17 protein-coding genes and 1 pseudogene are annotated in these 21,550 nt (G+C 71.3%); 10 read left to right on the top strand and 8 right to left on the bottom strand.

All coding sequences use genetic code 11. From position 1 onward, the window contains the following. The first annotated feature begins 40 nt into the window (after positions 1 to 40). Positions 41 to 1,060 (top strand): zinc-binding alcohol dehydrogenase family protein, encoded by a 1,020-nt coding sequence (locus U8525_RS02725; protein WP_374260747.1) that lies wholly within the window; start codon positions 41 to 43, stop codon positions 1,058 to 1,060. Between the two features lie 399 nt (positions 1,061 to 1,459). Continuing rightward, positions 1,460 to 3,196: a ubiquinone-dependent pyruvate dehydrogenase gene (gene poxB / locus U8525_RS02730; protein WP_374260749.1), complete on the top strand. Its 1,737-nt coding sequence runs from the start codon at positions 1,460 to 1,462 to the stop codon at positions 3,194 to 3,196. Between the two features lie 42 nt (positions 3,197 to 3,238). Here poxB and U8525_RS02735 read toward each other — a convergent pair whose 3' ends face one another. Beyond that, positions 3,239 to 3,604 carry a hypothetical protein gene (locus U8525_RS02735; protein ID WP_374260752.1) on the bottom strand — a complete coding sequence of 122 codons (366 nt, stop codon included), beginning with the start codon at positions 3,602 to 3,604 and terminating at the stop codon, positions 3,239 to 3,241. Between the two features lie 141 nt (positions 3,605 to 3,745). On the opposite strand from U8525_RS02735, the gene U8525_RS02740 reads away from it, so the two are divergent. Further along, a complete protein-coding gene (locus tag U8525_RS02740; protein ID WP_374260754.1) occupies positions 3,746 to 4,759 on the top strand; it encodes an NAD(P)-dependent alcohol dehydrogenase in 1,014 nt (337 codons plus the stop codon). Here U8525_RS02740 and U8525_RS02745 read toward each other — a convergent pair. After that, on the bottom strand, positions 4,746 to 5,147 hold the full coding sequence (locus U8525_RS02745) for a TonB family protein (protein ID WP_374260756.1): 402 nt from the start codon (positions 5,145 to 5,147) through the stop codon (positions 4,746 to 4,748). The genes U8525_RS02740 and U8525_RS02745 overlap by 14 nt on opposite strands. A 20-nt stretch (positions 5,148 to 5,167) precedes the next feature. Then, positions 5,168 to 5,776 carry a DUF2378 family protein gene (locus tag U8525_RS02750; protein ID WP_374260758.1) on the bottom strand — a complete coding sequence of 203 codons (609 nt, stop codon included), beginning with the start codon at positions 5,774 to 5,776 and terminating at the stop codon, positions 5,168 to 5,170. Positions 5,777 to 5,951: 175 nt separating this feature from the next. On the opposite strand from U8525_RS02750, the gene U8525_RS02755 reads away from it, so the two are divergent. Both U8525_RS02755 and U8525_RS02760 read left to right on the top strand, forming a co-directional pair. After that, positions 5,952 to 7,604 (top strand): sigma 54-interacting transcriptional regulator, encoded by a 1,653-nt coding sequence (locus tag U8525_RS02755; RefSeq protein ID WP_374260761.1) that lies wholly within the window; start codon positions 5,952 to 5,954, stop codon positions 7,602 to 7,604. 77 nt (positions 7,605 to 7,681) lie between these two features. Further along, a complete protein-coding gene (locus tag U8525_RS02760; protein WP_374260764.1) occupies positions 7,682 to 8,173 on the top strand; it encodes a hypothetical protein in 492 nt (163 codons plus the stop codon). Between the two features lie 37 nt (positions 8,174 to 8,210). Here the strand turns inward: U8525_RS02760 and U8525_RS02765 are convergent, their stop codons facing one another. Beyond that, positions 8,211 to 8,840 carry a TetR/AcrR family transcriptional regulator gene (locus U8525_RS02765; protein WP_374260767.1) on the bottom strand — a complete coding sequence of 210 codons (630 nt, stop codon included), beginning with the start codon at positions 8,838 to 8,840 and terminating at the stop codon, positions 8,211 to 8,213. 80 nt (positions 8,841 to 8,920) lie between these two features. Here U8525_RS02765 and U8525_RS02770 point away from each other — a divergent pair, with 80 nt between their 5' ends. The 3 genes and pseudogenes from U8525_RS02770 to U8525_RS02780 all read left to right on the top strand — a co-directional run bounded on the left by U8525_RS02770 (position 8,921) and on the right by U8525_RS02780 (position 11,960). Further along, entirely contained in the window at positions 8,921 to 9,823 is a 903-nt protein-coding gene (locus U8525_RS02770; protein ID WP_374260770.1) for an SDR family oxidoreductase, read from the top strand. Positions 9,824 to 10,385: 562 nt separating this feature from the next. Continuing rightward, entirely contained in the window at positions 10,386 to 10,967 is a 582-nt protein-coding gene (locus tag U8525_RS02775; RefSeq protein ID WP_374260772.1) for a DUF3251 domain-containing protein, read from the top strand. A 159-nt stretch (positions 10,968 to 11,126) separates the two neighbouring features. Continuing rightward, positions 11,127 to 11,960, top strand: a pseudogene (locus tag U8525_RS02780) (IS3 family transposase). Between the two features lie 70 nt (positions 11,961 to 12,030). Here the strand turns inward: U8525_RS02780 and U8525_RS02785 are convergent. Then, the gene (locus U8525_RS02785; RefSeq protein WP_374260775.1) at positions 12,031 to 15,540 is read right to left on the bottom strand and encodes a protein kinase; all 3,510 of its coding nucleotides are present in this window, start codon (positions 15,538 to 15,540) and stop codon (positions 12,031 to 12,033) included. A gap of 106 nt (positions 15,541 to 15,646) precedes the next feature. On the opposite strand from U8525_RS02785, the gene U8525_RS02790 reads away from it, so the two are divergent. Further along, positions 15,647 to 16,453, top strand: coding sequence for an alpha/beta hydrolase family protein (locus U8525_RS02790; protein WP_374260778.1), 807 nt, complete (start codon positions 15,647 to 15,649; stop codon positions 16,451 to 16,453). A 113-nt stretch (positions 16,454 to 16,566) separates the two neighbouring features. Here the strand turns inward: U8525_RS02790 and U8525_RS02795 are convergent, their stop codons facing one another. Both U8525_RS02795 and U8525_RS02800 read right to left on the bottom strand, forming a co-directional pair. Continuing rightward, positions 16,567 to 18,006 (bottom strand): glutamine synthetase family protein, encoded by a 1,440-nt coding sequence (locus tag U8525_RS02795; RefSeq protein WP_374260780.1) that lies wholly within the window; start codon positions 18,004 to 18,006, stop codon positions 16,567 to 16,569. A 242-nt stretch (positions 18,007 to 18,248) separates the two neighbouring features. After that, positions 18,249 to 19,511: a peptidase C39 family protein gene (locus U8525_RS02800; protein WP_374260783.1), complete on the bottom strand. Its 1,263-nt coding sequence runs from the start codon at positions 19,509 to 19,511 to the stop codon at positions 18,249 to 18,251. Between the two features lie 130 nt (positions 19,512 to 19,641). Between U8525_RS02800 and U8525_RS02805 the strand changes: the two genes are divergently transcribed. Further along, positions 19,642 to 19,983 carry a helix-turn-helix domain-containing protein gene (locus U8525_RS02805; protein ID WP_374261490.1) on the top strand — a complete coding sequence of 114 codons (342 nt, stop codon included), beginning with the start codon at positions 19,642 to 19,644 and terminating at the stop codon, positions 19,981 to 19,983. Between the two features lie 67 nt (positions 19,984 to 20,050). Here U8525_RS02805 and U8525_RS02810 read toward each other — a convergent pair whose 3' ends face one another. Continuing rightward, positions 20,051 to 21,379: a ferritin-like domain-containing protein gene (locus U8525_RS02810; protein ID WP_374260786.1), complete on the bottom strand. Its 1,329-nt coding sequence runs from the start codon at positions 21,377 to 21,379 to the stop codon at positions 20,051 to 20,053. Between the last annotated feature and the right edge of the window lie 171 nt (positions 21,380 to 21,550).

Consider the following 21,550-nt stretch of genomic DNA (forward strand, 5'->3'; position numbering starts at 1 on the left):
TCCAACCTTCGGGACGATGTTGCACGCGAAGGAGCCTCCCATGCGAGCTGTCGCCCTCACGAAGTATCTCCCCAGTGACCACCCCGAAGCCTTCGCCGACGTGGAGCTGCCGGACCCCACGCCCGGCCCTGGCGACCTCCTGGTGCGCGTGCGCGCCGTGTCCGTGAACCCCGTGGACGTGAAGGTGCGCGCGCCCAAGGCCCAGGTGGAGTCCTCGCCGCGCGTGCTCGGCTGGGACGCAGCCGGCGTGGTGGAGGCGGTGGGCGAGGACGTGACGCGCTTCCGCCCGGGGGATGAGGTGTTCTACGCGGGCTCCATCGCGAAGCCCGGGACGAACTCCGAGCTGCACGTCGTGGACGCGCGCATCGTCGGCCGCAAGCCGAGGGGGCTGACGTTCGCCCAGGCGGCCGCGATGCCGCTCACCTCCATCACCGCGTGGGAGCTGCTGTTCGAGCGCCTGGGCGTACCCCAGCGGAAGACGGGGACGCGGAAGGACGCGCTGCTCGTGGTGGGGGGCGCGGGGGGCGTGGGCTCCATGGCCATCCAGCTTGCGAGCCAGCTGACGGACCTCACGGTCATCGCCACGGCGTCGCGGCCGGAGACGGTGGAGTGGTGCGAGTCCCTGGGCGCGCACCACGTGGTGGACCACCGCCAGCCCCTGGCCGAGCAGGTGAAGGCGCTGGTGCCGGGCGGCGTGCGCTACGTGATGGCGCTCACCGCGACGGAGCAGCACTTCGCGCAGCTGGTGGAGCTGATGGCGCCCTTCGGGCAGATGGGCATCATCGACGACCCGCGGGCGCCGCTCGACGTGAACGCGATGAAGCGCAAGAGCCTGGCGCTGCACTGGGAGCTGATGTTCACCCGCGCGCTCTACGACGCGGAGCCGCTGTCCCAGCAGCGGCTGCTCGACGCGGTGGCGGGCCTGGTGGAGGCGGGGACGCTGCGGACCACGATGACGCAGGACTTCGGGCCGCTCACCGCGGCCAACCTCCGGCGCGCGCACGCGGCGGTGGAGACGGGTCGAACGCTGGGCAAGATCGTCCTGAGTGGCCTTCCCTGAGCCATCCCGGGGGAGGGGAGGTTCGTCGTAAGGGCCGATGGCCTCGCGGCCCTCGTGGGCTGCATGGAGGACGCCTCCGAACACCTTGCCCGGGCGGGACGTCGCCTGGGCCTGCGAGCCTGGTGGGGCTGGCTGCCGATGATGGGCATGGCCTGCGCGACGGTGCTGACGGTGGTGTCCGACAGCTCGCCGCGGTCGTTCGACCCAAGCGGCTGGAGCCTGCCGCTCACGGCCACGTCGCCAGTGACTCGGACGGCGTGGCGAATGGCGGAGGTCTGGCTGCTCCTCCCGCCCCGGACAGCCAGCCTTGCGTGGGGCTCGCCCGCACGGCCGGTCTCAGGGCGGTGGGACGGTGCACATCTTCGCCGGGGGTGAACCGGCCCAGGCGAGGGGTGGACCATGAAGAAGACGGTGGCGGACCAGTTCGCGGAGGTCCTCGCGCTCGCGGGAGTGAAGCGCATCTATGGCGTGGTGGGCGACAGCCTGAACGCCCTCACGGAGGCGCTGCGCCGGCGCGGCGACATCGAGTGGGTGCCCATGCGCAACGAGGAGGCCGCCGCCTTCGCGGCCGGCGCGGAGGCGCACCTCACCGGGCAGCTCGCCGTGTGCGCGGGCAGCTGCGGCCCCGGCAACCTGCACCTCATCAATGGCCTGTATGACTGCCACCGCAGCCGGGTGCCGGTGCTGGCCATCGCCGCGCAGATTCCCTCCGTGGAGCTGGGCACCGGCTACTTCCAGGAGACGCATCCCGAGGTGCTCTTCAAGGAGTGCAGCCACTACTGCGAGCTGGTCTCCGGCCCCAACCAGATGCAGCGCACGGCGGAGATCGCCGTCCGCAGCGCCGTGGGCAAGGGCGGCGTGGCCGTGGTGGTGCTCCCCGGCGACGTCGCCATGCAGAAGGCCGAGGACGCGCGGCTCCCCACGCCAGGGTCGCTGCGCGTGTCGCCCGCCCAGCTGATGCCCGCCACCGCGCAGGTGGAGCAGATGGCCGCGCTGCTCAACCGCGGAGGACGCGTGACGCTGCTATGCGGCGCGGGCTGCGCGGGCGCGGGCGCGCAGGTGGTGGAGCTGGCGAAGCGGCTCCAGGCGCCCGTCGTCTCCGCGCTCCGGGGCAAGGAGTTCCTGGAGAAGGACAACCCCCACTTCGTGGGGCTCACGGGGCTCATCGGCTACGCGTCCGGGTACTGGGCGATGATCGACTGCGACGTGCTCCTGATGCTGGGCACGGACTTCCCCTACCGGCAGTTCTATCCGGACAGCTCGGACACCCGCATCATCCAGGTGGACGTGCGCGCGGAGAACCTCGGCAAGCGCACGCGGGTGGACCTGGGCGTGGTGGGCAGCGTGTCCGCCACCATCCAGGCGCTCCTGCCCCGCCTCGAAACGAAGCGCGACACGAGGCACCTGGAGCGGGCGCTCGCGCACTACCGCAAGACGCGCGAGGAGCTGGACGCGCTGGGGCAGGGCACCGTGGGCAAGCGGCCCATCCGACCGACCCAGGTGGCCCGCGCGTTCGACCTCCAGGCGTCGGACGACGCCATCTTCACCTGCGACGTGGGCCTGCCCACCGTATGGGCCGCGCGCTACGCGACCATGAAGGGCGGCCGGCGGCTGGTGGGCTCCTTCAACCATGGCTCCATGGCCAGCGCGCTGGCGCAGGCCATTGGCGCGCAGAAGGCCTTCCCGGACCGGCAGGTCATCTCCTTCTCCGGTGACGGCGGCTTCACGATGTTGATGGGGGACTTCATCGGCCTGGTGCAGCTGGGGCTGCCCATCAAGGTCGTGGTGTTCAACAACAGCTCCCTGGGCTTCGTGGCCATGGAGCAGCAGGTGGGCGGAATGCTCGACGTGGGCACGGCGCTCCAGAACCCCCACTTCGCCGCGCTCGCCGAGGCCGTGGGCGTCAAGGGCCTGCGCGTGGAGGACCCGGGGCAGGTGGACGAGGCCGTCCAGCTGGCGCTCGCGACCCCCGGCCCCGTGCTGGTGGACGCCGTGGTCAGCAAGGCGGAGCTGGTGATGCCCCCGCGCATCACCGCGTCCATGGCCGCGGGCTTCACCCTGTTCGGCATCAAGGCCCTGCTCAATGGCCGCACCAACGAGGTGCTGGAGTTGGCGCGCACCAACCTCTGGCGGTGAAACCCCTGGCATTCCCGGCGGTTGGGCGGGGCTGAAGAAAAATCAGCGGGGCCGCGAATCCATCCGGCCCGTGGCCGCCTCCTGGCGTGTGAATGGGGAGCTTCCCCGTCGCACGAGGCAGGTCCCAGTGGCGTCCACGTCGCGAGGGAAGAACGCCCGGTGGTACAGCGACGTCATGCCGCCCTTGCTGATCCACTTGCCGGGGAAGAGCGGCTTGAACGCCTGGACGATGCGGTGGTGGTCCGCCGCCGCCTGCTCGATGTTGAGCAGCCTCCAGTCCGTGGGCTGCGGGGTGGAGTTGTTGAAGCAGCGGTGCTCCACCAGCAGCTGGTTGCCCTCGACGAGGTAGGTGGGCTCCATGGGGGAGTAGTACGAGCCAATGCCATAGCCCGTGCTGGCCAGCACCATGGCAGCACCGCGGGACGACTGAAGAAACTCGTCATATGGGAAATGCCTCCTGGCGTTGAAAGCGCCTACGAAGATGCCGGGTTGGCATTTCACGATGAAGGACTTCCCAGGTGCCCTGGCCGCGGCCGTAAGGTCTCCCTCATGAACGTCCATGAGATTCGCGGCGGCTTCGGCCTGGACCACCTGGTGCGCGCGGAGCGGCCGGACCCGGAGCCCGGACCCTTCCAGGTGCGCATGCGGGTGAAGGCCACGAGCCTCAACTCGCGCGACCTGATGATGGTGGAGGGCCGCTACAACCCGCGCCAGAAGCTGCCGCTGGTGCCCAACTCGGACGGCGCGGGCGTGGTGGACGCGGTGGGGCCGGGCGTCACCCGCGTGAAGCCCGGGGACCGGGTGATGACGCTGTTCGCGCAGGGGTGGCAGGCCGGTGAGCCGACGAAGGCCATCACCGCGACCACGCTGGGCGGACCGCTGGACGGCGCGCTCGCGGACACGCTGGTCCTGCACGAGGACGGCGTGGTGCCCACGCCCGCGTACCTCACCGACGAGGAGGCCGCCACGCTGCCGTGCGCGGCGGTGACGGCGTGGAGCGCGCTCGTCACGCAGGGCGGGCTCAAGGCCGGGGACACCGTGCTGGTCCAGGGCACGGGAGGCGTGTCCATCTTCGCGCTACAGATCGCCCGGCTGTTCGGCGCGCGCGTCATCGTCACGTCCAGCCGCGACGACAAGCTGGAGCGGGCCCTGAAGCTGGGCGCGCAGGAGGGCATCAACTACGTCACCACGCCGGACTGGGAGAAGGCGGCGCGCGCGCTCACCGGCGGCGTGGGCGTGGACCACGTGGTGGAGGTGGGCGGGGCGGGCACCTTCGAGAGGTCACTCAAGGCGCTGCGCGTGGGCGGCACCGTGTCCGTCATCGGCGTGCTGTCCGGTGGGGCGGGCCCCGTGTCGCTCATCCCCATCCTGATGCAGAACCTGCGCGTGCAGGGCGTGTTCGTGGGGCACCGTCAGTCCTTCGAGGCGATGACGCGCGCGTTCGCGCTCCATGACGTCCACCCGGTGGTGGACCGCGTGTTCCCCTTCGCGGAGGCGCGCGCCGCCTTCGAGCACATGAAGCAGGGCGCGCACTTCGGAAAGCTTGTCATCAAGGTGAGCTGACCCACGCGAAGTGGAAGTGGGCCTCCACCGTGGCGGTGGAGGTGCTCCCGGGCAGCGGCGGGAAGGGCGCCGCCTTCTTCACCGCGGCGAGCGCGGCCGCGTCCCACGCCTTGGCGCCGGACTCGGTGAGGATGGCGGTGGAGACCAGCTTGCCGTCCTTGTCGAGCACGGCCTGGACGATGGTCTTCCTCCCCAGGGCCGGCGTGCCCTTGGGGCCCGGCTGCTTCCAGGCCTTCGCCACGCGCTGGAAGGCCTGCTGCTGGTAGGCGGGGCTGTCCACCGAGCCCTGGAAGTAGGTCTGGAGCTGCGGACTGCCGCTCGCGGCCAGGGCCCCGGAAGCGAGGGCCAGCGCGAGCACCACCACGGCGGTTTTCGGGATGCGGAGCATGGGCCGAATATAGGGCCCGCTCAGCTCCTCGGCTGGGGGCCTCGGGGCGGCGCCTTCGCCTCGGCGGGCTTGCTGGCGCCCTTCTCCGGCAGCCAGGACAGGTCGTACACCGCCGCGTCGCCCGCGCTGCGCATCAGCACCACGGAGGCGCCCTGCGCGCCGCTCATCTCCAGGCCGGCGGCGAAGAGGCCCCGGTAGAAGCCGGCGATCACCACCGGGCGGCAGGTGAGCACGTAGCGCGTGGGCCCCGTCTGCTCCAGCCGCGCCTCCAGGTAGTTGGTGCCCGTGCGCAGGTTGCGCGTCATCCGCTCCAGCATCCGGTGCGGCCCCAGCAGCCGCACGCCCGCCAGCAGCGCGCTGCCGATGAGCGTGGAGCCGTAGCCCTCCAGGAAGCGCCGGCCCACCACCTCCGCGCCGTCGTCCAGCGTGGCCATGGGCGCGAGCACGGACGCCGCCAGCTTCAGCGACCCCACCCACACCTCCAGGGGATACGCCACCGCCAGCTTCCCGCGAGGATCGATGCCGATCTCGCGCAGCTGCCGCGCGCATGGCTCGTCCAGGTGGTCACCCAGGGCGCGAATCAGCCCTTCGAAGCTCTGCTGGAACACAAGGCGTTCGGGACTCGGCATGCCTTCCCACGCTAGCCGTGCGACCGGGGCTGTCTCAACCCGGTAGGTTCCCAGGGTTCAAGAACTTTACGCGGATTGTTCGGAAACGCGGTGCGCCAGGAGCCCTGACAGGTCGACCGACGCGGCTCGACATGTCGGACGAGGGGGCAGAGCGGGTGCGGTAGGGTCGTGGGCCATGCCGCATGACCCCCTCGCCGACATCTCCACGGCCGCGATGCAGGAGCGCGGCGCCTCCCGGGGGACCCCCCGCGAGGTCCCCGCGCTGACGGTGGTGTCCCACCCGGTGCCGCGGCGCGTGGGGGACCGGCGGCTGCTGGACGCGCTGGGGGCGGGGCGCGGGGTGGCCCTGTCTCGCAACGCTCCGGACTTCGCGAAGCCGGGCAGCGCGCTGGGGCTGCCGCTGGCGGATCCGTTCGTGAGCCGCAAGCCGCTGGAGCTCTCCGCCCTGCCGGACGGCGGCGTGCGGCTGACGGCGCCGGAAGACGGCACGCACGTGGTCGCGGCGGGCGTGCCGCTCCAGGGCGCGCGGGACTTCGGGCCGTCGGAGCTGAAGGACGGCGTGGCGCTGGAGCTGTCGGGCCGGGTAGTGCTGCTGCTGCACACGGTGGAGCTGGACGGCGAGGGCTCGGCGGACACGACCGGCATGGTGGGGGAGAGCGCGGGCCTGCGGCGGCTGCGCAAGCACATCGAGCGGGTGGCGGACCTGGACGTGCCGGTGCTCATCCGGGGCGAGACGGGCACGGGCAAGGAGCTGGTGGCGCAGGCCATCCACCGGCTGGGGGCGCGCCGGGCCGGGCGCTTCATCAGCGTGAACCTGGGCGCCATTCCCAAGGAGCTGGCGGCGGCGGAGCTGTTCGGGGCGCGGAAGGGGGCTTACTCGGGGGCGACGCGGGACCGCGAGGGCTTCTTCGGCGCCGCGCACGGCGGCACGCTGTTCCTGGACGAGGTGGGCGAGGCGCCGCCGGAGGTGCAGGTGATGCTCCTGCGCGTGCTGGAGACGGGGGAGCTGTACCCCGTGGGCGCCAGCCAGCCGGTGAGGGTGGACGTGCGGCTCATCGCCGCGACGGACGCGCACCTGGAGGCGCAGATCCGCGACGGGCGCTTCAAGGCGCCGCTGCTGCACCGGCTGGCGGGCTACGACCTGCGCGTGCCCGCGCTGCGCGAGCGGCGTGAGGACGTGGGCCGGCTGTTCTTCCACTTCGCGCGCGAGGAGCTGGCGGCGCTGGGCGAGGCGGCGCGGCTGGACGCGGAGGAGCCGCACGCGGAGCCGTGGCTGCCCGCGCCGCTGGCGTCCCGGCTGGTGCGGGCGGCGTGGCCGGGCAACATCCGGCAGCTGCGCAACCTCACGCGGCAGCTCGTCATCGGGAGCCGGGGGCAGGCGCGGTTGCAGCTGGACCCCCAGCTGGAGGAGGCGCTGGGCGCGGCGGCTCCGGCGCGGGGCCCGGAGGTGGGAGTCCAGGGGGGGGCTGGCGCCGCCGTGGCCCCGGCGCGGGGCGCGGGCCGCGCTCCGGAGGCCCGCGACGCGGCGGTGCCCCGACGCAAGCCCTCGCAGGTGACGGAGGCGGAGCTGCTGGCCGCGCTGCGCGCGAGCGCGTGGGACCTGAAGGCCACGGCGGACGCGCTGGGGATTCCCCGGCCGTCCGTCTACGACCTCATCGAGCGGAGCCCCACCCTGCGCACCGCGGGGGACCTGGGCGCGGATGAGATCACCCGCTGCTTCGAGGCCTGCGGCGGCGACCTGGACGCGATGGCGCGCACCCTGGAGGTGTCGAAGCGCGCGCTGGGGCGGCGGCTGAAGGAGCTGGGGTTGACGGCGAAGGGAGCGTGAACGGAAGAGGGCGCCGCGTGGCACGCTTGCTGCTGAGCTGTCGCGTCATCCGTCGTCATCCTCCTGGAGGGCTCCCCATGCGAAGCCGCACTCTCTTCCCGCTGTGCCTCACCGGACTGCTGCTGGCCTGTGCCAGCGGCTCTCGTTCCACCTCCCCCGGAGCGGCGTCGTCCGACTCCGAGCCGGTGCAGCCCTGCGCGGTGAACCCGACGCCGCCCGAGGGAGGCACCCAGGTGCTCATCACCGCCGACGCGGAGGGCAAGGTGCACTTCAGCACCAAGACGGTGCAGGTGCGGGCCGGTCAGGCGGTGAGCTTCGTGTCCCAGGTGCAGCAGGACCGGTGCGTCGGCGTCGCGAACAGCGGGCTCCTCGTGGAGGGCTCCACGAACCCGCTGCCGGTGCCCGCGTGCCAGGTCGCCACGTGGACGCTGAGCTCCAGCGACAAGCTCGGCGAGAGCACGTCCCTCTGGTCCTGCCCGAAGAGCGACTGCTCCAAGTGCACCCGGCCCGAGGGCATCAAGGACACCATCAACGGCACGCTGGAGGTCTCCGGGCGCGGCGAGGACTGAGCGGACAGCCCCTCACCGCCCGGGAGCGCGGGGCCCGTCAGGCCTTGCGGACCCTGGCCGGGCGGGGGGCCTTCCGAGGGGGCTCGGCCGGGGCCGCGGCGCGGGGGCTCGCGGTGACGGCCCGGAGCTCGTCGAGCCCGAGCTGGAGGTGCCGTGAGAGGTCCCGCGCCTTCGGGTCCTCGAGCCAGCGCTCGAACGCGACCTTGAAGACCGCCATGCCCGCCTCGGCGCTCAGGCTCGCCGTGGGCTCGGGGACGCCGCGCGCGCGCAGGGCGTCCGCGGCGGCCGAGGCGAGGGAGGCCAGCTTGATCAGCTCGCGCTCCCGAAGCTCGGCGTGCGCGAGGAGGAGCGCCTGTCGCGCCCGGGCGTGGTCGCGGCGGTCCTTGAAGAAGGGGGCCAGGGCATCGAGGGCGGCCGCGACCGTGTCGAGCGGCGCCGCCCCCTCGGGGGCCTCCGCGATGGTGGTGACGATGCGCTCATGGAGCGCCTCCGAGCCCCCGAACAGGACCTCCTTCTTGTCGGTGAAGTAGCGGAAGAACGTCCGCTCGGTGAGCCCCGCGCGCGCGGCGATCTCCTCCACCGTCGTCCGGTCGTACCCATGCTCCTGGAACAGCGTCATCGCGGCCTGTGCGAGCCGGTCTCGTGCGTTGGGTTCCCAGCGGCCCATGGCCCCAAGCATAACCTGATTGCAGTCACTGACATCACTTGTTAGGAGTGATGTCAGTAGCTGACATCAAGGAGCTTTCCATGCGCGTATTCGTGACGGGTGCGTCTGGTTTCATTGGCTCGGCGGTGGTCCCGGAGCTGTTGGGGGCGGGGCATCAGGTAGTGGGGCTTGCCCGCTCGGAGGCCTCGGCCCGGGCGCTGGAGGGGGCGGGGGCGCAGGTGCACCGCGGCTCGCTGGATGACGTGGACAGCCTGCGCGCCGGGGCGGCGAAGGCGGACGGGGTCATCCACCTGGCGTTCATCCACGACTTCTCCCGCTTCGAGGACTCGGTGCGCGCCGATGCGCGCGCGATCGAGGGCATCGGCGCGGTGCTCGAGGGCTCCCACCGGCCCTTCGTCATCGCGTCGGGGTTGCTGGGGCTCAAGCCGGGCCGCACCGCCGTGGAGACGGACCTGGCGGCCCCGTCGGGGCGCGGCGGGGCGGAGGCGACGATGCTCGCGCTGGCCTCTCGCGGCGTGCGCACGGCCATCGTGCGGCTCTCGCCGTCGGTCCACGGCAAGGGGGACCATGGCTTCGTGCCGCACCTGATCGCGTCCGCGCGGCGGACGGGCGTGGCGGCCTACGTGGGCGAGGGCGCGAACCGCTGGCCCGCGGTGCACCGGCACGACGCGGCCCGGCTCTTCCGGCTCGCGCTGGAGCGGGCGCCCGCGGGGTCGAGGCTCCACGCCGTCCACGACGAGGGCGTGCCCGCGCGGGACATCGCGGCCGTCATCGGCCGCCGGCTGGGCGTGCCGGTCGCCTCGAAGACGCCGGGAGAGGCGGGCGACTTCCTCGGCTTCCTGGGGACGCTCTTCGCGCTCGATGCCCCCGCGTCGAGCGCCCTCACGCGGGAGCAGCTCGGCTGGCGGCCCGAAGGGCCTGGGCTCCTGGCGGACCTGGATGACGAGCACTACTTCGCGGCGGACGCTGGCACGAAGCTGTGAGCGCGGTGGGGCAGCTCGGCTTCGCGTGGGTGGGATAACGACCACCCGCGCCAGGATTCCCAGAAGGCCTATGCTTTGGCCCATGGCATCCATCCACTTCATCTGCAAAGAGGACGCTCACCTCCACCGAGTCCCTGAAGACGGTGACTATGACAGTGGTAACTGGTTCGTCACGGCAGCCGACGCCAACGCGCTGATCGGAGGAATGATCTTCCTGCACAGGACAAAGGCCGCACGCTCCTACTTCGGCGGTAAGATCAAGTCGGTCCGACCCATCACAAACGAGTTAGGCTCCCCCTGCTTCATCTTCCGGTTCGCCCCTTCTCAAGAGGCGAAGAACGTTCCTTGGCGAGGCACGAACAACCCCCGTGCTTGGACTAGCGGCGTGATTGGCGACGACGACTAAGCTAAGAGCGCCAACCAAGAGGAAGTAGGGGCTTTCCGGCGGCTACGGGCGAACATCTCCTCCCCCAAAAGTGGTAGGCGCAGGGGGGACGGGGGGCGTCGAACTTGTTTCTTCAGTCCGTTGACGATGGCACGTAGAGCGCGGGAGGCTGGAGAAATGCGCCTTCTATTCGGTGCATGCGTCGCCACATTAATCGCATGCCAGTCCAAGCCAGATCCTGTCGAGCAACAGCGCCTCGTGGTCATGGAGCAGCATGTCCGCGACTTGCAGCAGCGGGTCGCTGAGTTGGAGTCAGGGGCCGCAAGGCAATATGTTGAAACCAGGATTCTTTCCTCCAAGCTGGCAGGCAGCATTGAATTCTCGCCTGGCAGTTCCGGCTATGGCTCGCTCTACACGCCGAGCGGGACATTTCTTGTATCGCTTGAAAAGATTGAGCCGTATGCTGATGGTCAACGACTGACGTTCCGAATTGGGAATCCTCAAGCTGTTGCGTATGGCCACCCTACGCTAAAGCTCAAGTGGGGAAGGCGCATGCCGAAGGTGGCGGTCGGTGATGCATCGCAGTCGATAGAGGAATGGCGTGCCTCGCTTCGCTCTAAGGAACAGCTCCTCACCAGTGACCTGCGCGCCGGTGCCTGGAATACTGTTACAACTACTGTCTCTCCGGCTACGGGAGAGGATGTCGGGTACGTTGAATTCGCGATGGATATATCGAACGTCTCAATGTTGAGACGGTAGCCTTCATCGTGTTGATCGTCTCGAAGGTTTCGCGGCAGCTCGCACTGCACTGGCCTGCATTTGATAATACCGCCAGCGTCAAGTGCCTTTGGTCTGCTCCTCGATTTTCGGACCAGCTGAAACGTAAGAGAGTCCTCGCGGCCAGGAGGCAGGTCGGTCGTGAGAAAGAGTAGGTTCACTGAGGAGCAGATGGTTCGCATCCTGAGGGAGGCGGAGGCCCCTGGCGCCAGCGTAGTGGAGGTAGCCCGGAAGCACGGCATCACCGAGCGGACGATCTACGGGCACGCCCCCGGTTCGGCTATCGACGGGCCTGGGCCCTGCTACGGCGTGACGGGCCTGCCGTCAATGTGAAGTGGGTGCGACGGCTCTGGAGAAAGGAGGGGCTGGCGCTGTCTCGCAGGAGGCCGAGAAAGCGCCGCCAGCTCGGACAGCCACGGCAGCCGAAGCCCGAGGGCGTCAACGCCGTATCGGCCTGGGACTTCGTGCACGGCGCATGTGCCAATGGGCAGAAGCTCAAGTGCCTCACCGTCATGGACGAGCACAGCCGCGAGTGCCTGGCCATCGACGTGGCCGGGCGCATCAGCGCCAGGCGAGCCATCGAGGTGCTCTCGCGCCTGGTGGCGGTGCTCGGTCCGCCGAGGTACCTGAGAAGCGACAACGACCCGGAGTTCATTGCCAAGGCCCTACACAGGTGGCTGGAGGCTAGCGGCATTCAGCCGGCCTACAGCGAGCCGGGCAAGCCCTGGCAGAACGGCACCAACGAGAGCTTCAACGGTCGTTTCCGCGACGAGTGCTTGTCGGCGGAGTGGTTTGCCAGCAGGAGGGAGGCCGTCGTCCTCATCGAGGCGTGGCGGCGCGACTACAACGAGAAGCGCCCGCACAGCAGTCCGGGGCTACAAGGCACCCGCGGAGGTCTGAACTCGCCGTGCCCATGCCGGCCCCGCCGATTCATCCCCCAAGCACGGTATCAGCAGCGCCGCAGGACTCTCGTAACTCGTGGCCCGAAGAACGGGGCAAGTCACACTGTCTCTTCGGTTTCCTGCTGACGGCAATTTGTTGGTGTCTACCCTGGTGGCAGTCTTGCGAGTGCGCGATGCAGGTCATCCCGCAGGCTGCTCGCGTCCTTCCAGCGGGGCCGCGCGGTGGCCACGGCTTCGATGAGGGACAGCCCCTGCTGGAGGTGGGCACGCGCGTCCGGACCGGAGCCGGCCACGCCCCAGTCACGCAGCAGCGTGCCGTAGGCCAGGCGCGCATCCAGGTTTCCGGGCTCCAGCTCCAGCGCCTTCTGGAAGTCGCTCGCCGCGGCCTGGAAGGACGCGTCTGGCTTCAGGCCACGGCGAGCCTCGTCGCGTGCCTGGAGCGCCCTCGCTTCGCCCCGCCAGCGCCACGCCTGCGCGAGAGATGGGTTGAGCTTCAGCGCCCGCTCCAGCGCCTCCGTGGCCTGGGTGAGCGCCGGTCCCGCGTCCTTTCCATGTCGCTGTGCATACGCAGCGACGGTGTGGTGCACCTGGCCCATGCTGGCCCATGGCTCGGCGAGCCCCGGCAGCAACGCGGTGGCCTGTTGGAGCTCGTCCAGGGCCTCCTTCGCGCTCGCCATGGGGTCCTGGTCGCGCGCCAGTCGCCAGCTCGCGCGCCACATGCGCACCTCGCCCACGTTGTTGTGCGCGAAGCCCACCCTGGGCGCGATGGCGATGGCCTGCTGGAAGGCCCGCTCCGCCTGCTCCAGCAGCGGCTCCGGCGAGCCCCCCCGGTCCCATGCCTCACGGGCCTGGTCGAGCAGGACGGTGCCCACGCCGTTCTGGAGCGGAGGCAGCTTCGGGTTGATGGCGATGCCACGGCGGTAGGCCTCCAGCGCGTGCGCGAGCCCCGGCCCCGCGTCGCCGCCCCGGTCGCGCAGGCGCAGGGCGAGCGCTCGGTGCACCTCCGCCAGGTAGAACCACGCGACGACATGGCCCGGGTCGAGCGTGCTCGCGCGCTCCAGCGCCGCCCGGGCCTCCTCCAGGTCCGCGTCCTTCGACGGCGCGCGCGGATGGTTGGCGCGGTTCACGTAGGCCGTGCCCAGGTTGATCCACGCGTCCGGCCGCTTCGCGTCCAGCGCCAACGCCCGCCGGTAGGCCGCGATGGCCTGCTGCCGGAACGGCAGGGAGTCTCCTCCGCGCCCGTCCTCCGAGTCCGCCCACACCTTGAAGACCAGCCCCAGGTCCAGGTGGAAGTCGTAGTCGCGCGCGGCCTCGGGGATGGCCTCGAAGGCGGCGACCGCGGCGCGCAGCTGCTCGCGCGGATCCTCGTTCCGCTCCTGCCGGTAGCGGGCCCACTGCCACCAGCCCATGGCCAGCGCGTGGCGCGCCTCCACCTTCCCGGGAGCCAGCCGCAGCGCCTCCTTCGCCGCGTCGAGCGTGCGCGCGAGGAGCGGCTCCAGGTCGCCTCCGCTGCTGAGGCTCGCCTGGGCATAGCGCCGGTGGAGCCGGGCCTCCAGCACCCAGGTGTCCGCTTCCTCGGGCGCCGCCGTGCGCGCGCGTGACACGGCCTCCATCCCTCGCGTGTACGCGGGCAGCACGGCTCCCTGTCCGGACAGCTCCAGGAGCAGGGCCTCCTGCTCCAGCTCCGCCCGAGCGCGGTGCACGGCGGGCACGCTGCGGCCGATGTCCGCCGCGGCTTCATAGGCCCGGCGCCCGGCCTCCAGGTCGTCCCGGGCCGCGTCGCGCTCGCTCGCCAGGGCGTGGCGCACGGCGCGGGCGAGCAGGATGTCCCCTCGGAGCAGCGGCGCTTCATGGAACCACGGCAATCGCGTGCCCAGCGCGTCCAGCGACCTCAGCGCGTCCTCGAAGCGCTCCTGGTGGAAGGCGCGGAGGGCCTCCGCGTATTCAGGCGCGGGCACCTCCGCGCCCCGGCCCTGCTCCAGGTAGGCCAGCGCGGGGTCTCGGGAGTGCGTCTGGGCTTCGCGCCGCTTGGCCTCGCGGCGGGCCGCGTCCGGGATGCGGTCCGCCTCCAGCCGCTCGCGCTGGTAGCGGTGGCCCAGCACCCGCGCGAGCGCATAGGCCACGCGGGGCTCGCGGAAGCCCTTCGCCCAGGCGGCCTCCAGGTGCGTGAGGGCGGCCTCCTCGTCCCCCAGCGCGAGGGCCCCGCGTCCCAACGCGTAGTGCCCCGGGCCCTCCGCGACGGGCCCCGCGTCGCGCATGGAGGCCTCGATGTCGCGCATGCGCGCGCGCATCGCGTCGCGGTCCGGCCGCGTGTCGTGCAGGGGCGCCTGGCCGGAGTAGCGGGCCTGGGCCTCGATGCGCTCGACGCCCTCGGTGAAGCGCCGGGTCAGGGCCTCGCGGCGCGACACCTCCCGCCGGGCCAGCACGCCCTGGCCCACCGCGCCCGCCGCGGCGAGCGCGGTGAGGCTCGCGACGACGACGGCGACCCGGTGACGGGCCACCCACTTGCGCGCGCGGTACGCGGGGCCCGTGCGCGCGAGCACCCGGTCCCCTTCGAGGAACCGCGTGAGGTCGTCCGCCAGCGCCCGCGCGGAGCTGTAGCGCCGCGAGCGGTCCTTCTCCAGGCACTGGAGGACGATGGCCTCCAGGTCCGCCGGGATCGCCGCGTCCAGCTCGCGGGGACGCCGGGGCTCCTGGGTGGCGATGCGTCCGAGCACCTCCAAGCCATTGGCGCCGGTGACAGGCGGTTGGCCGGTGAGCAGGTGATACAGGGTGGCGCCCAGGCTGTAGATGTCCGCGCGCCGGTCCAGCCGGGTGACCTCACCGCGGGCCTGCTCGGGGGCCATGTACTGGGGCGTGCCCAGCACGGTGCCCGTGGCGGTGGCGGCGTCGTCGCTGCTCCAGTCGCGCGCCAGGCCGAAGTCCATGACATAGGGGCGCAGGGCGCCGTCGTCGCCGCGCTCCACGAGGATGTTGGAGGGCTTGAGGTCGCGGTGCACGAGCCCGGCCAGGTGGGCCGCGTGCACGCCCAGCGTGGCGTCGCGGAGCACGAGCGCCTTCTGCTCCACGGACAGCGCGCCGGCGAGCGTGTGCAGCGGCGCCCCCGCGATGTACTGCATGGCGATGTACGCGCGGCCCTGGACCTCGCCGACCTCGTACACGCGGCAGACGCGCTCGTGGTCCACGCGGGCCTGGGCGCGGGCCTCGGAGATGAAGCGGCGGGACAGCTCGGGGTCCTCGTCGCGCACGAACTTCAGCGCCACGTCGCGGTGCAGCCGCAGGTCCCGCGCCAGGAAGACGCGCCCCATGCCGCCCTGGCCCAGGAAGCGCAGCGGCCGGTAGCGCGTCCAGTGCGGCACCGGGAACGCGGGACCGTCCACTCCCGCGGCGGGCGCGGCGCCCGGAGGCAGCGTGTCGTCGGCGGTGCCCTTTCGCGCGCCGCCATCCGGAGGCGGGGGGGGCTCCGCCTCCACCGCCATGCTCCGGCGCAGCGACGCGAGCGAGTCCGCGTTGAGCCGCCCCTGCTCCACGAGCAGCTGCAACGGGGAGACGCCACGTCGCGCCGCCTCCTCGCGCAGGCGCTCCACGTCCTCGCGGGAGAGGAGGCCCTCGGCCAGGGCCATGCGCAGCTCCGCTTCGTTCGTCTCAAGCACGCCAGCACGCTCCCATCGCCCGGGAGCGTACCGGAGCCCCGCGCTTCGGCCCACGGCGCCGCGGCGCGACTTGCGGTGCCCGACCGCCCGTTCCCAAGATGCGCGCATGAGCTCCGAGTGGGTCCTGGAAACGCCGCAACCGCCGCCGGACGCCCGCATCGCCTATGGCGAAGCCCCGCAGCAGTTCACCGAGCTGCGCAGGCCCAGGGGCAAGGGCCCGCACCCCGTGGTCCTCTTCGTCCACGGCGGCTTCTGGCGCGCGGAGTACGGCCTGGAGCATGCGGGCCACCTGTGCGCGGACCTGACGAAGCGAGGCTTCGCCACGTGGAGCGTGGAGTACCGGCGCGTGGGCCAGGACGGCGGCGGCTTCCCCGGCACCCTGGAGGACGTGGCCGCCGCGGCGGATCACCTGCTGAGCGCGGCCCCGTCGCTGGGGCTGGACCTGTCCAACGTGGTGGCCATGGGGCACTCCGCGGGCGGGCACCTGGCCATGTGGCTCGCCGCGCGGCACCGCCTCACGCCGAAGCAGGCGCTGTACCGCGACGCACCCCTGAAGCTGAAGGGCGTGGTGTCCCTGGCCGGCGTGCTGGACCTCGCCCAGGGCGCGGCGCTGGACCTGGGCAAGGGCATCGTGAAGACCTTCATGGGCGGCGCCCCGGAGCAGGTCCCCGAGCGCTACGCCGTCGCCTCGCCCGCCGCGCTCCAGCCGCTGAAGCTGCCGCAGGTCCTCCTCCACGGCGCCGAGGATGACACCGTCCCCCTCGAGGTCAGCGAGGGCTTCCACGCGCGAGGCGTCCAGCAGAAGGACCCGGTGCACCTGGTGCCCCTGAAGGGCGCGGGCCACTTCGAGCTCATCGACCCGCGCTCCCAGGAGTGGCCGCGCGTGGTGCAGGCCGTGCGCACCCTGCGCTGATCATCCGGTGCCACCGCGCTGCCAGGAGGGGTGGAGCGCGCGCCTGGGAGGGGGGCGGCGGGCCTGATGGCCGGCGCCGCCCACCTGTCCCTCCAGGCGCGCGACCGCCAGCGCTAGAAGAGGTTCCAGAGGTACTGGTTGGTCACCTCGTGGTGGAACTGGATCTCCGCGTCCTTCACGCGCGTGCCCAGCTGCTTGGGGCAGCGGTCCGCGGAGGCCACCTTCAGCTCCGCGTACTTGCCCTGCACCTGCTCACCCAGCGCCTGCGCGATGAACTGGCTGCCCTTGAAGAAGCGCACCGCGTCGTAGATGTTGTCCGGCAGGAAGCGCGTGCGGCTGCGCTTGGTCTCCGCGTCCTCCTGCGGCTGCGGCCCCTCCAGGCCCGTCTTCAGCAGCGTGTAGAGGACCATGTACGGGTTCGCGTCCGGCGCCACCGAGCGGCACTCGATGCGCGCGCTGCGCTCGTTGCCGAACGGGATGCGCACCATGGCGCCGCGGTTGTTCGCGGAGGCCTTGATCTGGTTGGGCGCCTCGTAGTGCGGGTCCAGGCGGCGGTACGAGTTCACGCTGGAGTTGAGCACCAGGCAGATGTCGTTCGCGTTGGTGAGGATGCGGTCGATGAAGTCCCAGCCCATCGCCGACAGGCCGTCCTGGCCGCCCTTGTCGTAGAACAGGTTCTTGTTGTTCTTCGACAGCGACATGTTGATGTGCATGCCATTGCCGTTCACGCCCGTGACGGGCTTGGGCAGGAAGCTGGCCGTCAGCCCCTGCTGCGCGGCGACCTGGCGGCAGAGCAGCTTGTAGAGCTGGATCTGGTCGGCGGAGACCAGCGCCTCGCTGTACGAGAAGTTCATCTCGAACTGGGAGGGCGCCACCTCCGGGTGGTCCTTCTCGTTCTGGAAGCCCATGGCGCGCTGCGCCTCCGCGGCCTTGTCGATGAAGGTGCGGAGCCCGTCGCCCGGCAGCGCGTGGTAGTAGCCGCCGATGGAGATGAACTCGAACTTGCCCTCCTCGTGGTAGTGGCGCTCGGCGTCACGGCCCTTGAAGAGGAAGCCCTCGATCTCCGGCGCCGCGTGGAACACGGTGCCGTCCTTCTGGAACAGCTGCTCGGTGGCGCGCTTGAGCTGGCCGCGCATGTCCGAGGGGTACGGCGTGCCGTCGCGCTCCAGCACCTCGCAGAACGCCAGCACCTTGCCGGGGCCGAAGACGTCGGACGGCAGCCAGTAGAACGCGCCCCAGTCCACGTTCAGGCGCAGGTCGCTCTCCGCCTGCGCGGAGAAGCCGCGGATGGAGGAGCCGTCGAAGGTGAGGTTGTCCGCGCTCTTGAGGAGGAACTTCTTGTCGTAGTCCAGCATGTGCAGCCGACCTTCCAGGTCGGTGAAGCACACGGTGATGGCCTTGATGCGCTTCTCGTCGGCCAGGTACTTGAGGCGCTCCTCGCGAATCTTGTCCGGCGACTCACGGCGGAGGCGCTGTTCCTTCACCCGGAGGTTGAGCTCCTCCAGCTCGTCGTAGGGAATCTCCAGGAAGTCCCGCAGCGGCTTCTGCTCCATGGTCCTGCCTCCAGGCGTGTCCCCGGTTCCGGAATACCGGCGAGGGCACCAAAGTCACAGGCGCAGGTATTTACATTCCATGAATCTAAATCAAGCCTAATTTTTGAGAACTGAAGGCTAAAGACTGTGTCCGGCCACTCACGCATGCCCGAACGTCAAGGGACGGGGTGCCCGATGCCCCGGCCAGTGGACACTGCGCGCCGCACCGCGTTGGCGGCGTGTCCGCCTTCGGACGTCCAGGCTCACGGGAGGGGGACGAGGCCCTGTTCCGGGAGCGGGGTCCCGGCGGGCCAGAGCACGTAGGCGGCTCCCCGGGAGTGCTGCCAGGCGCGCCACAGCTCGGCGCGGGGGTAGGTGGCGTGGGTGGTTTCGTTGGAGTCGAAAGCAGGGTCGTTGACCACGACGTCGCCCTTGTCGGTGAAGCCCTTCACGACGATGAGGTGGCCGTCGGTGCGGCGGGAGGCGCCGCCGGGCAGCTCGCCGGGCTCGTAGGCGATGCTGATGCTGACGGGGATGCCGGCGGCGATGAGGCGCTCCACGGGGGCGAAGGAGTCGAAGCGGGCGACGAGCCCGTGCAGCGCGCCGCCGGCCATGCTGGCGGCGTAGGCGGTGTTGAAGGCCCAGTTGCCGGTGCCCCGGTAGACCCAGTCATAGGTGTGGGCGGCGGCGGTGGGCACGGGGTGCTCCAGGTCCGCGCGGCCCAGCTTCCGGCTCCAGTAGCCGAGCAGCATGGTGGTGGACGTGGGGGAGCACCAGACCTCGCCGCCGTCGGGGTAGATCATCTGCGAGTAGCCCGGCACGTCGAGCACGACGCCCCAGGCGGTGTGGTCCGACGCGAGGTCCTTGGGCGTCCGGCGCGTGTCGGTGACGGCGGCGGCGAGCGCCCGGACGCGGGGGCTCGAGTCGGGGCGTTCGGAGAAGAGGTGGACGGTGACGCGCAGGGCGTCCGCGCGGCGCTTGAGGTTGAGGGTGTCGGTGAGGACGGTGCCGTCGGCGTCGCCCTGGCCGTCCACGCTGTGGCGCGCGACGGTGGAGGCGTCGAAGGCCCAGATGCCCAGCTCGTAGTCCTGGGTCCAGGTGCCCTCGATGCGGGCGGAGACGGTGAGCTTCACCCAGGTGCCGGGAGGTGTCTGGGCGTCGAAGGACGGCACCACGCTGTCGAAGCCGCCGGGGACGGGCTGGACTTCAGAGGTGGCGGTGCCGACGCGGAAGGTGCCGCCATTGTAGAAGCTGCCGCCGTCGAGCCAGCCGCCCGCGGGGAATGGGTCGGTGCCCTCCTTCGCGGTGGCGGGGTCCAGCTCCAGCGCGCCCTCCGCGGTGACGCGCGTGCCGTCGCGGGAGAAGCGCGCGAGGTCGCCCGCCACGGACGTCTTCTGCCACAGGCGCGCGGGCGAGCCGGTCTCTGGAGTCTGCGCGTCCGGAGGCGGTGAAGGCGGCGAGGAGGCGCAGGCCCAGAGGCAGGTGGCCAGCAGGACGGCGGAGAGGACGCGAGCGCGGGCGTTCACGTGCGCGATTGTCGCAAACGCTCGCAGGGGGTCTCAAGTCGGATTCCTTGAAAGTCCTGCCGGGCGGACAGATGCGGGCCCTGGGGGCTGGAATGTCAGACGCGGCGGGTAGCGCGCCGTGCGCGACCCGGTGGGGTCGCGACGATGCACCACGCCTCGCTCTCCACGAGCGACAAGCCCAGCAGCGGGATCGATTCCGCATCGCCCGGGAGCTGCCCTGCTGCGGAAGGCTCAGGGACTGACACAGGCGCGGCTCTCCGTCATGTCAGGTGTGCCCCAGCGCGAGAGCAGCAGGCTCGAGTCCGGAAGGGCGAATGCCACCGAGCTGACGCTGTTCAGGGTGGCCCATGCGATGGGCCATGCGTTCCGGCTGGAGCCTGTCGGGCGCGGCCCTCGCCGTTCCGTGGCCGCGAAGAAGGGCCGCATCATGCGGAAGCGTGCGACCCGGTCACGCGAGCTCGGGCCCGCGTGACTGGCGGTGTTGGCTCTTTGTGGTTTGAACGCGTCACACCTGCCAGGGTCCGTGAGGAGCAGGTGGCCTACGCCCAGAGGTCCTGCTCCAGCGTGTCCAGCAGCGCCAGCGCCGCCTCCGGCGTCGGCATGCCCGCCTCCGTGATGATGCTCGCGTCGAGCGGCACCGCGACCTCTTCACGCAGCAGCGCCACCGCGCGCTTCTGCGCCTCCTTCACCGCGGCCCGCTCCTCCTCGGAGAGGCGCGGCCGGGCCCACTGGTCGATGTCCCAGGACAGCGCCGCATGCCGCGTCTCATCCTCCGCGATGCCGACCATGGCCTGACGCACCTCCAGGTCGCGCGCGTGCAGCGCCTGGTGGTGCGCGAGCAGCGCGCCATACGTCTCCCGCACGCAGCCCTCCACGGCGTTCTCCAGCGCCACGTCCACCAGCGAGCGCAGGGGCAGCTCCTCCACCACCGGGCGCTGGGGCGTGCCGCCGAAGCGCCTCGCGATCCGCTCCGTCACCCGCGCGTGCATGACCTCCTCCATGGCGCTGCGGCGTGCCGCGTCCTGGAGCCCCAGGTCCGCGCCGTGCAACGCCAGCTCATCGCGCAGCCGCAGGAAGGCGTGCACGGACGCCGCCTCCAGGCGCGCCGCGTCCGCGAAGTAGCGCCCCAGCGCCTCCGCGCTCTCGCGCGCCTCCGCGACCTGGAGCCCCGCCGGCCGCCGGCCGATGTTGCAGTGGGGGCTGCCCTTCTCCAGGACGTGCTTCTCCACCGCGCTCACCTCGCCAGAGGTGGAGACCCGCACCCGGTGTTGCGTGAGCGCCGTGTTGGGACCGCACGCGTAGCCCTGCGTGCCGACGACGTCGAAGCTGCCGTCCTCGTTCTTCTTCACCGCGCCCTGCTTCAGCTCGGAGCAGCTCAGGTCGTAGCCCGCCGCGAAGGCCCGGAGCGCGGCCTCCTCCGCCGTGTCGACCGTGCCCAACAGGCCCTGCACGGCCTCCTCGGTCGTGTACGTCGTCACGGTGTCGCCGGACGTCGCGAGCAGGAAGAACTCCTCGCAGGAGTCGATGCAGTCGCGATGAAAGCCCTGCTCGGTGGTCGCGTCCGCCACGGCCGCCTGGCAGGTGGGGACGTCGGTGGCGGTCGCGCAGGGCTGCCCCGATGACGAGACCTCGGAGGACCTCGGGTTTTCCAGCCAGGGGGAGAAGGACCGGAGCTGGACGAAGTCCTGCGCGGAAGCGGGCGTCAGGTTTCCGAGCGAGAGGCGGCCCGCCTCGCACGCGACCTGCGAGAAGCCCGTCAGGTCCGTGCTGTTCCCCAGGTTGACGCCGCAGCCCGCGAGCACCAGCGGCGTGGCGAGCGAGGCATGCAGGGCCCGCGAGAAGAGACGGCGCAGTCGATGGATGTGCACGGAGGGCAGCTCCCCAAGAAGGTGTGTCCGTGCGCCAGAGCAATGCGGATGCCAGGACCCCTCCAGAGGGAAGCCGCGCTGCCACGGTGCTCCGGAACCCCCGGGAATGATCAGATTCCTGAGGGGGCCGCCTCATTTCCTGACGCGTGTGCCCGGATGGCCCGGACGCGA

It is taken from the genome of Corallococcus sp. RDP092CA, assembly GCF_041903675.1.
Lineage (GTDB): Bacteria > Myxococcota > Myxococcia > Myxococcales > Myxococcaceae > Corallococcus.